Source organism: Bradyrhizobium sp. Pha-3 (genome assembly GCF_042258615.1).
Lineage (GTDB): Bacteria > Pseudomonadota > Alphaproteobacteria > Rhizobiales > Xanthobacteraceae > Bradyrhizobium.
Genome location: NZ_CP170152.1, coordinates 8554200 through 8566855, shown reverse-complemented (window position 1 = coordinate 8566855; position 12656 = coordinate 8554200). Strand labels below are relative to the sequence as shown.

At 64.4% G+C, this 12656-nt stretch carries 12 protein-coding genes; 2 read left to right on the top strand and 10 right to left on the bottom strand.

Translation table 11 applies throughout. The annotated features are described in order from the left end of the window. Nucleotides 1–83: 83 nt before the first annotated feature. The 3 genes from modA to mepA all read right to left on the bottom strand — a co-directional run bounded on the left by modA (nucleotide 84) and on the right by mepA (nucleotide 2661). Complete coding sequence (modA, locus tag ACE10Z_RS40040; protein ID WP_375785593.1) at nucleotides 84–869, bottom strand: molybdate ABC transporter substrate-binding protein; 786 nt, start codon at nucleotides 867–869, stop codon at nucleotides 84–86. A gap of 186 nt (nucleotides 870–1055) precedes the next feature. After that, nucleotides 1056–1565, bottom strand: a complete 510-nt coding sequence (locus ACE10Z_RS40035) for a hypothetical protein (protein ID WP_375785592.1) — start codon at nucleotides 1563–1565, stop codon at nucleotides 1056–1058. A 148-nt stretch (nucleotides 1566–1713) separates the two neighbouring features. Beyond that, entirely contained in the window at nucleotides 1714–2661 is a 948-nt protein-coding gene (gene mepA / locus ACE10Z_RS40030) for a penicillin-insensitive murein endopeptidase (protein ID WP_375785591.1), read from the bottom strand. A 192-nt stretch (nucleotides 2662–2853) separates the two neighbouring features. Here mepA and ACE10Z_RS40025 point away from each other — a divergent pair, with 192 nt between their 5' ends. Both ACE10Z_RS40025 and ACE10Z_RS40020 read left to right on the top strand, forming a co-directional pair. After that, on the top strand, nucleotides 2854–3291 hold the full coding sequence (locus ACE10Z_RS40025) for a L,D-transpeptidase (protein ID WP_375785590.1): 438 nt from the start codon (nucleotides 2854–2856) through the stop codon (nucleotides 3289–3291). A 443-nt stretch (nucleotides 3292–3734) separates the two neighbouring features. After that, entirely contained in the window at nucleotides 3735–5927 is a 2193-nt protein-coding gene (locus tag ACE10Z_RS40020) for a putative bifunctional diguanylate cyclase/phosphodiesterase (protein ID WP_375785589.1), read from the top strand. Between the two features lie 344 nt (nucleotides 5928–6271). On the opposite strand, the gene ACE10Z_RS40015 is transcribed toward ACE10Z_RS40020, so the two are convergent. The 7 genes from ACE10Z_RS40015 to ACE10Z_RS39985 form a co-directional block, all read right to left on the bottom strand. Continuing rightward, nucleotides 6272–6565: an HdeA/HdeB family chaperone gene (locus tag ACE10Z_RS40015; protein ID WP_375785588.1), complete on the bottom strand. Its 294-nt coding sequence runs from the start codon at nucleotides 6563–6565 to the stop codon at nucleotides 6272–6274. 25 nt (nucleotides 6566–6590) lie between these two features. Then, nucleotides 6591–6875, bottom strand: coding sequence for an HdeA/HdeB family chaperone (locus ACE10Z_RS40010; protein ID WP_223974847.1), 285 nt, complete (start codon nucleotides 6873–6875; stop codon nucleotides 6591–6593). Nucleotides 6876–7172: 297 nt separating this feature from the next. After that, nucleotides 7173–7829 carry a DUF2865 domain-containing protein gene (locus ACE10Z_RS40005; protein WP_375785587.1) on the bottom strand — a complete coding sequence of 219 codons (657 nt, stop codon included), beginning with the start codon at nucleotides 7827–7829 and terminating at the stop codon, nucleotides 7173–7175. Nucleotides 7830–8106: 277 nt separating this feature from the next. Then, nucleotides 8107–8487, bottom strand: coding sequence for a hypothetical protein (locus tag ACE10Z_RS40000; RefSeq protein ID WP_375785586.1), 381 nt, complete (start codon nucleotides 8485–8487; stop codon nucleotides 8107–8109). 362 nt (nucleotides 8488–8849) lie between these two features. Continuing rightward, a complete protein-coding gene (locus ACE10Z_RS39995; RefSeq protein ID WP_375785585.1) occupies nucleotides 8850–9308 on the bottom strand; it encodes a DUF1801 domain-containing protein in 459 nt (152 codons plus the stop codon). A gap of 70 nt (nucleotides 9309–9378) precedes the next feature. Then, entirely contained in the window at nucleotides 9379–11346 is a 1968-nt protein-coding gene (locus ACE10Z_RS39990; RefSeq protein WP_375785584.1) for a methyl-accepting chemotaxis protein, read from the bottom strand. 309 nt (nucleotides 11347–11655) lie between these two features. Beyond that, nucleotides 11656–12468, bottom strand: coding sequence for an aminoglycoside phosphotransferase family protein (locus ACE10Z_RS39985; protein ID WP_375785583.1), 813 nt, complete (start codon nucleotides 12466–12468; stop codon nucleotides 11656–11658). Nucleotides 12469–12656: the final 188 nt, after the last annotated feature.

Below are 12656 nucleotides of genomic sequence, written 5' to 3'. Positions count from 1 at the left end.
AGGCCAGTGCCGCTGATCGATTTGACGTTCCTCACGGTGTGCGCGGCAATCACTGGAGGAACGTCAAATCGGCGGCGCTGGGGTCAGGTCGTCGGGCTGATCAGGAACTTGAAGCCGTACCTCTCCAGGATCGTCTTCGCTGTCGAGGAGCGCAGGAAGGCGAGATAGTCAGCGGTCTCGGGCTTCGCGGTCGTGGTCGCCGCGACCGGGTAGATGATCGCGGGATGGGTGTCGGCCGGGAAGGTGCCGACGATCTTGACGCCGGGCTCGACCTTGGCGTCGGTCGAATAGACGATGCCGAGCACGGCTTCGCCGCGCGCCACCAGCGTCAACGCCGCGCGCACGCTCTCGGCCATCGCGAATTTCGGCTCCGCGGCCTGCCACGCGCCGAGCTTTTCGAGCGCGGCCTTGGCGTATTTGCCGACCGGGACCGCCTTGACGTCGCCGGTGGCGATCTTGCCGTCGCCGGCGAGCTTGGCGAGATCGAAGCCAGGTCCGATGCTGACATTGCCGATCATGGAATCCTTCGGCGCGATCAGCACGATCGAGTTGCCGAGCAGGTTCACCCGCGTCGGCTCATTGATGTTCTTCTGCTTGATCGCATAGTCCATCCAGTCGGTGTCGGCGGAGACGAACACGTCGGCCGGTGCGCCCTGCTCGATCTGCTTTGCCAATGCCGAGCTCGCGGCATAGCTGGCGCTGATCTTGACGCCGGTCTTGGCGGTATAGGCCGCATCGATCTCGTCGAGCGCGTTCTTCATCGAGGCGGCGGCAAAGACGGTGAGCGTCTTGTCTTCGGCGCGCGCGGGCGAATGGAACGCGCCGAGCAGGATGACGAAGGCAGTGAAAAGTCCGGCAAGTCGTGACATGGAAAGCGCTCCGTGCGAGCTCGCGCACGAACGGGGCGCGCGAATCTGGCGTTGGGTGGGTTCTGGGCGCGACGGACGGAAGCGCTGTTCCGCGGGTCTCCGAAGGACTTACGGTCCTCGGGGATATCGCACTGCAAACATAGCAGGCTGGGACTTACGGTAAAGGCGACCGTTTGTCTAACCGATCTATTCGTCCGACGGCTGGATCGCGATCGACAGCGAGTCCTCTTTTGAGCCGCTGACCTGCAGCACGAAGGGGCTGGCAGTGAGGTCGTATTTCATGGTCTTGCGGATGCCGTCGCAATCGGTCGCGCCGCTGAAGGCCTTCGGCTTCAGGAAATGCCCGTCCTGGACCAGGTCGACCCAGGCGCCGGCCGAGAGGCTGACGGTATAGAGCCCGGCCTTCGGTGCGGCCTTGAAGCTGGTGAAGCCGGCGAAGGTGCCGTCCTTCGGCGCGCGCTCCGGCGGCTTCGGCAGTTTAGCCTCGCCGGGCGCCACCAGCGCCAGCGTGATGGCGGTCGGCGGCAGCGCGGCCTGCTCGCTGCCCGAGGCAAGCTTGGCGCGATCGGGCGCGGTGAGCGCGGCGCGCGCGCGGTCGATCGACCATTTGAACTTGTCGCAGCCGCTCGGCTCTTCCGCCGCGAAGGCGGGAACTGAGGCAAGCAGGAGCGATGCGGCGAGGAGCGATTTGCGCATGACTGGTCCATTGCAATTGTGACGGATGAAAAGAGATCAGCGGCCCCGATCGATCGCTCGAACGCGCTTACGGCGCGACGACACGAGAACATAACGCAGTTCGAGCCGGCCGGAAAAGCCGCCTGACAAAGATGTTATTGCTTGAATATTATTGCTTGGCGTCGGCTGCGTTCAGCACCGTCTTGCAGGCCGCCGGCATCTGCGCCAGCGTCATCGGCGGGCGCGGTTTCGGCGGCTTCGGCGGAGGCTTCGGATGCAGCACCGAGTCCTTGAACCAGAAGGCGAGATCGGACGGCTTGCAGCCTTGGCCCTCCGATTGCGGCTTCTGTCCCTCGCATGCGGGGCTGCCGGACGGACACCGCATGCGGATGTGGAAGTGGTAGTCGTGGCCCCACCACGGCCGGATCTTTGACAGCCAGCCGCGGTCGCCCTTGGCCTCGCGGCACAGCGCCTTCTTGATCGCGGGATTGACGAAGATGCGCTGCACGGCAGGCTCGCGCGCCGCGTCGCGGAGGACCAGCACGTGAGCCGGCGTGAAGACGCGCGGATCGATGTCGAGCCGATCGTCGCGCACCATCATGACCGCCGACATCTCCTCGCGATCCTCACGCGACAATTTGCGATCCGGCATCGGCGTCAGCCAGATGTCGGCGTCGAGCCCGATCTGGTGACTGGCATGACCGGAGAGCGCGGGGCCGCCGCGCGGCTGGCCGATGTCGCCGACCAGGATGCCCGGCCAGCCGGCGTCCTTGTGCACTTTGGCCGCAAGCCGCTTCAGGAGCGCGATCGTGTCGGGGTGACCCCAGTAGCGGTTGCGCGACAGGCGCATCACTTGCCAGGTGTCGCCGTTCAGCGGCATCTGCGCGGCGCCGGCGAGACAGCCCTTGGTATAGCCGCCGATCGATTGGGTCGGCATCGCCGCCGGCAGCACCTTGCGCGCGAACAGCTGCTTCGCCCCGATCGTTGGATCGTCAGGGTCGGCGAGCGGCGGCAATGGCTGCGGATTGAGCGAGCCCTTGTCCTGCGCACGCGCGGAGATGGTGCAGGCGAGGAGGGTGGAGATCAGGAGCGGGATCAGACGCAGGCGGGGTGTCATTCGGATCACTCTGTCTGCGCAAGGCTAACATGGATTCGAGGCAGGCCAACCGCGCTTTCATCCCATTTGCTTGATCGCCCACAAGGCGGATCAAGATCACCCGCGGCTTCCCGGCTCGCATGTGATCCACGCCACTTTACAAGCGCGCAGTTGGCGACATCATGCGCGCATAATTTCAAGGCAGGCGTTATGATGACAAGCGTATGTTGCGTACGGCTGGCGTTTGCCGCCGCGATCGCCGCATCGGCATTGGCGCTCTCTCCGGCGCGCGCCGACATCGTCGTTCACATCGATAAATCATCGCAGCGCATGGCGGTCAGCGTCGACGGCGCGACGCGCTACAACTGGCCGGTGTCGACCGGGCGCCGCGGCTATGGCACGCCGAATGGCGTGTTCCGTCCGCAGATGATGGCGCGCCGCTGGTACTCGCGGAAGTACTACAACTCGCCGATGCCATACGCGATCTTCTTCCACGGCGGCTTCGCCATCCACGGCACCTACGAGCTCACGCGTCTCGGCGGGCCGGCCTCGCATGGCTGCGTGCGCCTGCATCCCTCGCACGCAGCACAGCTCTACGGGCTGGTCGAGCGCAATGGCCGCGGCGGCACGCGGATCGAGATCACCAATTAGAGCGTTTTCGAGCGAAGTGGGTGCCGGTTCGCGTGAAGAAAACGCGTCAAAACGAGAATCTAGAGCCCCGTTCCGATTCAATCGGAACGGGAAAGGCACTAGCTCCGCCGCTCGCGCGCGAACGGGCGGTGTCTTAACCCTGCGATAACCCTGTCACACGCTGGCAAACATTCGTGCGCTTGAGCCGCATCCGGCGCGTTCATTGTGCAGCTGCGCACCGATTTACGCTTCCTTCACCACGCTACGGCGGTTCCACGCCGCAAATCTGCGCTGTTCGCCGCGTGCGCACCGCGAGCTACGCGCATCAGGCGTGAGCTCGCCTGCAAAGCGGGCAGCTCCGGCTTTCTCAGGCAGCGCAGCTATTCGCCGAGAGATACCAATTTTTCAGAGACTTATCGCAGGAATGTCACCGAACTGGAATGCGCGTGGGGCGTGCGATACCGATGATGCGGCCGAAAAAAATCAAGAAACCGAAACAGGCCAAACTGTCCGGTCCTCGGGGCCGCCGGCCGATGCCGCTGCCGAAGATGTCCGGCAGTTCGCGCCGTACCGCCGTCGAGATCGGCGAGCTGGTGCGCCAGCGCGCGCAGGCCGATGCCGCGATCGTCGAGGCCCGCAAGTCCAATGCGCGGCTGCGCGAAGCGATCGACATCCTGCCGCAAGGCATCGTGTTCCTGGACCCCGAAGGCCGCTACACCCTCTGGAACAAGAAATACTCGGAAATCTACAAGCGCAGTTCCGACCTGTTCGAGCAAGGCGCGCGCCTGGAAGACACCATCCGCGTCGGCGTCGCGCGCGGCGACTATCCCGAGGCCGCCGGGCGCGAGGAAGAGTGGATCGCCGAGCGGCTCGAGAGGATGTACCAGCCGGGCGAGCGGCACGAGCAGGTCCTGGCCGATGGCCGCGTGGTGCTGATCGAGGAGCGGCTGACCTCGGATGGCGGCATCGTCGGCCTGCGCGTCGACATCACCGAACTGAAACAGCGCGAGGCGTCGTTCCGCCTGCTGTTCGACGGCAATCCGGTGCCGATGATCCTGTGCGCACTCGACGGCGAGAAGATTCTGGCGGTCAACGACGCCGCGATCGCGCACTATGGTTATGTTCGTGCCGAATTCGAGAAGATGACGATCAAGAGCCTGCAGGCGTTCGATGCCGAGCTGCCCTGGGCCGCAGGCCGCAGCAGCGACGAGCAGGCGGCGCGGACCTGGAAGCATGTGCGTGCGGACGGTACGCTGATCGACCTTGCGATCTATTCGCGCCAGCTGATGCATGGCGACCAGCCGGCGATGCTGCTCGCGCTGATGGACATCACCGAACGCAAGCGCGCCGAGGCGCGGCTGGCCTTCATGGCCCAGCACGACAGCCTGACCGGATTGCCGAACCGCAATCTGCTGCGCCAGCAGATGGAAGACATGCTGCAGCACACCCGCCGCTCGACCGACAAGGTCGCGGTGCTGATGCTCGGGCTCGACAACTTCAAGGCGGTCAACGACACGCTCGGCCACGGCATCGGCGACAAGCTGTTGCGCGGGGTCGCCAAGCGCCTGCGCTCGACGCTGCGCGAGGAAGACGCGCTGGCCCGGCTCAACTCCGATGAATTCACCATCGTGCAGGGCGGCGTGATGCGGCCGGAAGACGCGGTGCTGCTGGCGCGGCGGATCCTGGATGCGATCGGCGAGCCCTATCTGCTCGATGGCCATTCGGTGGTGGTCGGCGCCAGCATCGGGATCGCGATGTCGCCCGGCGACGGCGAGGATTCCGAGAAGCTCTTGAAGAGCGCCGACATGGCGCTGTCGCGCGCCAAGAGCGAATTCCGCGGCACCTTCTCGTTCTTCGAAGCCGAAATGGATGCGCGCGCGCAGAGCCGCCGCAAGATCGAGATCGATCTGCGCGATGCGATCCAGAACGAAGGCCTGCGGCCCTATTATCAGCCGCTGGTCGATCTCACCAGCGGACGCATCACCGGCTTCGAGGCGCTGGTGCGCTGGCCGCATCCGGAGCGCGGCATGATCTCGCCCGGCGAGTTCATCCCGGTGGCCGAGGAGACCGGCCTGATCAATCCGCTGGGCGCGCTGATGCTGCGTCGCGCCTGCATGGATGCGACGCAATGGCCCGACGACGTCCGCGTCGCGGTCAATCTGTCGCCGCTGCAATTCCGCACTGGCAACCTGCTGGCGCTGATCACCGACGCGCTCCGGCAATCCGGCCTGCCGGCGCGGCGGCTCGAACTCGAAATCACCGAGACGCTGCTGCTCGAGAAGAGCAGCCAAGTGCTGGCGACGCTGCATGCGCTGCGCGCGCTCGGGGTGCGGATGTCGATGGACGATTTCGGCACGGGCTATTCGAGCCTGAGCTACCTGCGCAGCTTTCCGTTCGACAAGATCAAGATCGACCAGTCGTTCGTGCGCGACCTCGGCGCGAACCCGGACGCGCAGGCGATCGTGCGTTCGATCGTCAGCCTCGGCGTGGGGCTCGGCGTCACCATCACCGCGGAGGGCGTCGAGACCGAGGCGGAGCTGAGCTGCCTGCGCGCCGAGGGCTGCCACGAGGGCCAGGGCTTTTTGTTCAGCCGCGCGCGGCCGAACGCCGAAGTCGTCAGCCTGCTGAAGGCGCAGCGCGTCGCGACGGCGGCGTAGCGAGGCTGTCTCCACCGCGTCATTGCGCGCCACCCGGTCGGCGCGAAGCGCCGCCGGATGGCAGGCTCCGCGAAGCAATCCATCCAGGGCGTGTACTCATAAAAGCCGGTACGCGCGTGCGCGGGAATGGCGAGGTCCTGGCTGCCCTCAAAAGCAGACATCGACGATGCCTGAGTGAATGTCCGCAAAGGGCCAAAAGGAGACGTACTGAACCGACGCACGGTTATGCGCGCAACGATAAGGAGGCGGTTGCGCAGTTTCCGGTGGTCCGTTCAACTCTCGGTCGAGGCGTGGCAATGTCGCCGGCTAAGGCTCCGGCGGCGGCGCCCGTCGGGGTCCAAAATCTAGCTGGCGCTTTTTTGAATGGCGGTCGGCAGCGTGTCGGATTTGTGCTTTTTGCAATAGGCGGCAACTTTTTCCGAATTCTTTTGCAAGCGGTCGTAGTCCAAGACATTATTTTTTGCGGCCGCGCTATAGTAGCCGCTCATGAAATACCTTACGAAATCCCGGTCTGCTGAACCGTATCCCAGCCAATTTCCACAAGTGATCTTGTTCATGTCCAGCCTGATCTGAGCCGAGGCCGGCGCTGAGACCGCGCCTATCAAAATCGCAGAAGCGACAAGAGTCCTGCATCTCATAACGATCCTCCAAACTCCCGGGCCGTCAATTTTTGCCTACCGATTGTTGCAAGCCATACATAACGCTTTCCGCCGGATGGTATTGGCACCATGCCTTTACGTTGGCGATATTTTGTTGATGCAAAGCAAGATCCACAAAAGTCCTGCTGTTCTGATAACTGAACCAGCCGCTCATCCAGGCAGAAAATTTATCCGACTGTGACTGCGGCATAGCGAGATATTGGCTACATATGATCTTGCCCATATCAATGGTTACTTGCGCATTCGCAACGATTGGAACTATCGAGACAGCAAACGTCAGACTGATCAATCTACATCTCATCGGGGTCGTCCTTGATGCTGATCTACCCGGGATTGTGGAGAGGGCTGCGGCCACATGGACGCTAGGAAGCGGAGTCTCGCGCCCGCTGATGTTGATCTAGGTCAACAGAAGTCCGCTTGGGGTCAAAGGCGACCCATGGCGATCAAGCCAGGCGGCATCCGCTCTGCCCAAATTAGCTGACGTGCTGACGGACGGGTAAAACTTCGGCCTTGGGCCAACACCGGAAGAAGCTTCGCAAGATGTGATCGTCGGACAGTGACTGCAACATCAATCCGCATCTACGCGCTAGTCGCGTGCGGGCACCGGCTTCGGCGTGATGGTCGTTGCCGGAAGCGGCGTGCGGGTCAACTCGGAAGACGCTAACGGCGTGAAATCCGGGTTCTGGTCGTTGCCGACCCGTATGCCGGAATAGGCAACGAGCCCGTCAGCGGTAGCGACCGCGTCGCCCGAGCGTAACGACCCGTCCATCGCGAGATCGATTGACGCAAGACCGGCGGGATTGTGGCCGTTGCAGGTGCAATCGGCGCGCAGCGCCTTCCGATAGGCAAAGGCGTTTTCGCTATCGGCGTATCGTTCGCCGGTTGCGGCATAGGCTCTGTCGATGCTGGAGCCAAAGAAAACTTTGGTCGGGCTTGCCGGGCAGAAGGCTTGGCACATCTGCGCCGGCGAGGCCGCGCCGCGCATCAGCGGAAAATATTTGCCGTCGCAACTGCGCACGCAGAAGGCAGGTCCCGCGCTTACGACGACCGGCCGGGGCGGTGGTGATTGCGGATTGTTGTTGAAAGACGAGGTCTGCTGCTGTTGCTTCTGGCCGCCACCGAAAAAGAAATCAAGCAAGCCTTCGGCCGCACTCATTTCCGGCGCCAGCGCCACGGGGCCAACGATGGCGACAGCAACAAGCATGCGGCGCAGCTTGCGCTGAAAGGACGGTTCGGTATGCATCGCTTGCTCCGCCGGACGCAACGAACTCTCTGCACTAAGTGTGCTCGCGGCAATCGTGGATACGAAACGCGCTCTAAGCTGGGCGAAGGAGGGGAAAGAAATAGGCGAGTGAGCATGGCAAACGCCACATTTCGGCCGTTATGGGACGCCGTCGGAGCCGTGATCCCCCGGAGTTTGCGGCGCGTTGAAACCGACCGAATTCCGGTTCGGGTCAAAGCACGACATCAAAGAGCTTCACAGACCTATCCGCCTCACCCCGGAAAGCGGATTGAGTCGATCAGGTCACGCAACGGCCGGGCTGCAGGAGCCTTGCGACTTCCGTGAGCGCGCTGACCATGGGCTCGCAGGCGACTGTCGGCTTACGGCTCTGATTCCACAGCGGCGGCTTGGTGATGCGGGCTTGCGCAAATGGAATACGGATTAGGACCGAGGTATCGGCTTGATCGTCCAAGCGCAGAGAAACCGTTTTCGTCTGGACTGCGAACGGCTTGGGGGCAGCAAGATGATCTGCCTTGCCGACGCGATTGACGATCTGCCTTGGCTGTTCAGAGGCCGCCTGCCAGCGGTCTCCGAGGTCGTGACCTGAAGCGAATTGCACGGCGCCGATCGTCAATGCGGTCGCGAGAGCGCCTAAAAAAGCTTTGCGAATCTGTGACATGGCCCCGCTCCCCGCCCCACGGCGATCGTTGTTCTTTATGCAGTTCCACTTTGCCCATCGCTTCCAATGCCATTTTTAAACGCCCGACTGTTTCACCATGCCTTCGTGAAGGCCGGAAAATGGTTTCATCCCGGCAGATTTTGTTTCGTCCCCCCCCCCCGAACACTCTCGGTGGCGGCTACTTCAGAGCGGCGATCGTTGGCTGAGGTCCGCAACGGGTCACAAGGCGACACCCCGCGGTCTGGACCGCATGTCCGCTTACCCCTCGAAAGCGGACATCCCGGAATGATGAATACGCGCCCTAGCCTCACGCGCGGTGAGATGGATTGCTTCGTCGCTCGGCTGCCCGCAATGACGTGGAGCTAGGCCCTGCTATCTGTCGTCTGTTTCTTCAAATGATAGGTCAGCGCCAGCGCCACGCAGTGGCGCAGCGCGGGTTCGGGCAGCTTTGCCGCGACATCGAGCAGGATCGCGCGGTTGCCGCTGTAGCTGAGCTCGGGATAGAGCTCGCGGAAGGTCTCGACCAGATTGGTCTGGCAGTGGAAGTAGACCGCGACCTGGTCGGCGGCGGGCTTCACCTGATCGATCCGGACCGTGCTGCCGCTGCCGGTCTCCGGTGTAAGGTAGCTCGGCTGCCCCCATTTCAGCGTCTCTTGCAGTGAGCCGACGCCCCTGGTGGCCTTCGCGGTCTCGAAGATCAGGCGCCGCAGCGCCAGCAGTTTGGCTTTGACGGGGGCAGGGTAGGCGTCGAACAGCGCGTCCGCTGCTTTCGCTTGCGGTCGTCGTGCCACCTTGCTGGTCGATGTTGCCGGCTTGCGCATGGAGGGCTCCGCGAGGACGACGTATCGCGTCAATCTACCATGGCGCCTTGAACGTCACATAGCCCGCCGCTCAGGCCGCGTTGCGCAGGCCGGCGAGGAAGGTGTCGACGCTGTGCGACAGCGCGGAGGCGTGATCGCCGAGCTGGCCGGACGTATCCAGCACATTGCCGGTGAGGGCGCGCGACTGGCCGGCTGCCTCGCTCGCGCCTGCGATATTGGCGGACACCTCGACGGTCCCGGAGGACGCCTGCTGCACGCTGCGGGCGATCTCCCGCGTCGCCGAGTCCTGCTGCTCGACCGCGGCCGCGATCGCGGTCGCGATGCCCGAGATCTCGCGGATGGTGCCGCTGATGTCGCCGATCGCGCTGACGCAATTGCCGGTGGCGGACTGGATCGCGCCGACCTGTCCGGCGATCTCGTCGGTCGCCTTCGCGGTCTGGCTCGCCAGTTCCTTCACCTCGGCGGCGACCACGGCAAAGCCGCGGCCAGCCTCGCCGGCGCGCGCAGCCTCGATGGTGGCGTTGAGCGCCAGCAGATTGGTTTGGCTCGCGATCGCGCTGATCAGGCGCAGCACGTCGCCGATCTTCTCGGCGGATGCGGCGAGGCTCGTCACCATCTCCGTGGTCTCCATCGCCTTGGCCACGGCATTGTCGGCGACGCGGCTGGAATGGGTGACCTGGCGGCCGATCTCGGTGATCGAGGAGGCCAGCTCTTCGGTGGCGGCCGCGACCGCATTGACGCTGGCCGACGCTTCCTCGGACGCGGCGGCTGCCGCCGCGGTCCGTTCGGAGGTGCCGTTGACGCTGGTGGTGATCTCGCCCGCGACGCGCTGCATGGCGCTCGACGATTGCGCGACGGCGGCGACCATGCCCTTGACGTCGGATTCGAAGCGGTCGGCCATCTGCCGCTGCAGCGCCTGCTTGTCGGCCGCAGCCTTCAGCTTGTCGGCCTCCTGCGCATCGCGCAGCGAGGAGGTCTCGAGCATGCCGCGGCGGAACACGTCGACCGCCTTCGCCATCGTGCCGAGCTCGTCGCGCCGCTCGCTGCCTGATATCGTGACGCTGGTGTCGCCGCTGGACAGGCGGTTCATGACCGCGGTGATCGCGGTGAGCGGCCGTGACAGGCCGCGGCCGAGCAGGAATGCGAGCAACACGGCCGCGGCCAGGATCGCGACGGTGCCGAGGATCAGATTGCGCTGCGCGCCCGCCGCGGCGGCTTCATAGTCGCTGGTGTCCTTGATGATCTCGAGCACGGCGACCGGCTCGCCCGCATAGTTCCTGATCTGTCCGAGATAGAGCTCCACCGCGTGGCCGTCGAGCGTCGCGTCGCGCAGCAGGGCTGCACCGTTCATCACGCCCTTGAGCTCGTCCTGGGTCGCGACCACGGTGTCGCCGAAGGTCGAGGACAGCCGCTTGAAGACCTTGCCGTCGAAGGAATGCACGGCGAGGTCGATGCCGAAGCGCTTCTTGGCGCGGTCGACGAATTCCTTGCCGAAGGCGGCGCCGACGTCGACATTGGCCAGCGTCTTGCCGTCATGCATGACCGGGCTCATGCCGAAGATCGACAGTGCTTCGCGGCCGGGCTCGACGCCGACGATCGGCTTGCCGGCCTTGATCGATTCCACCACCGTCGTGCGCCGCGTGGAGGCGTCGTCGCCGAACAGTTTGGGCGCATGGACCCGGTAGAAGCTCGTCGCCGGCGCCTGCCAGAACGAGATCAGCGGGATGCCTTGCGCCTTGATCGCGGCCCAGGGCGCATTGAGCAGCTTCCCAAGGCCCTCGCGGTCGCCTTTGGCGATGGCCTCTTCGACCGGCGGCAGGGCGGCGATCACGGCCGAGACCGCAAGCGCGGCGCGGCCTTCGTATTCGATCGCTGCAATCACGCTGTCATATTGCAGCTTGAGCTGCTGATCGAGCGCGAGCCGCGTCAGGGTGCGCTGCTGGCTGATGCAGAAGCTGCCGAGGATGGCGCAGGCGACTGCAACGGTCAGTGAAATCGCCAGGATCAGGCGGGCGGCAATCGATCGAAGCTTGAACATGGGGCCAGCGGAACTCCAGGCATTAGCGCCGGCCGGAAAGTCCCAGAAAAAGCTTAACAACCGGATGTTGTTGCCGCCGGTATTCGTACCGCGACCGTTGTCGCCGGTGCCTACTTTCGTACCATGCGGATCAATCGAGATGAGGTGAGTTGAATCAGTCGGACCGCAGACTCGCTTCGCCTCTCCCGCTTGCGGGGGAGGCCGACGCGCGGAGCGCGGCGGGTGGGAGCTCTCTCCATGATCGGATTCGCGGCGATACTCCACCCCAGCCCTTCCCGCAAACGGGAGGGCGCGCGCGACCAGAACAATTCAGTCCTCCGAGCGCAGGGCCGCTTCGATGCGCTGGATCAGCCGCTCCCGCAGCGAAGGCACCGCGTTGCCGAGAACGGCGAAGGAGCGGACGATGGGCAAATACGGCTCCATTGCCGCCGTCAGCTCCGCGAGAGACATGCCGGCCAGCCGAGCATATTCGGATTGCGCCGCCGCATTGGTCGCACGCGGCCGCTCCGGATTGTCGGCGACTTCCGGCCCGAGTTCGGACAGGATCACGCGCAGGAACCCAAGCTCGAGGACGGCGGGCCCGCACATCGCGCTGATCCAGTCGACCAGCTTTGGGCCTTCCGCTGTCATGATCACGTTACCGGGGCTCAGGTCGGTATGGCAAAGCCCGTCGCCCGGCGGCAAGCGATCGATCAGCGCGAGGATTTCAGTGGCGACGTGCTTCGGGAGCTTGCCGTCGTCGTGCCCCAACTGAGCCTCCATGTACTCGCGCATGGAGAGGACCTCCGGCGGCAGGGGTGTCTTGTGAATGGACATGGCAAGAGCCGCGACGATCGCGCCGGCCTGTTCGAACGTCACCGCGCCGGTTCGGGTTAGCTGCAGCAGGGTCGGTCCGTCGAGGCGCTGCAGCACGATGCCGAAGCGCCCGTCCAGGGTCACCTCGCCGAACACCTCCGGCACCGGAGCGCCGGCAGCATGGACGGCGCGGATCATCTGCACCTCGAACCAGGGCATCCGCCGCGGCAAGCCGGGCTTGAACAGTTTGACGACTTGCCCTGGCGCCCAGGCGTAGGCTTCGGAGTAGGCGCCTTCACCGATCTTTTCCCCCAGCGATCCCTGCATGCCCGTTCTCCGCCGTGACAGAGGAAACACCGGCGGCGAGCAAAAAGGAACCCCTCCCGTCGCGGGGCCGCCGGACACGATGATCGCCTTTCAACCTCCAGAGACCTTCGTCCACTCCGCTAGATGCTCACCGGGGACTAGCGGACTTCGGCGGAAGGCGCGCCGACTTTCGTGTTCGACCCGGAGCG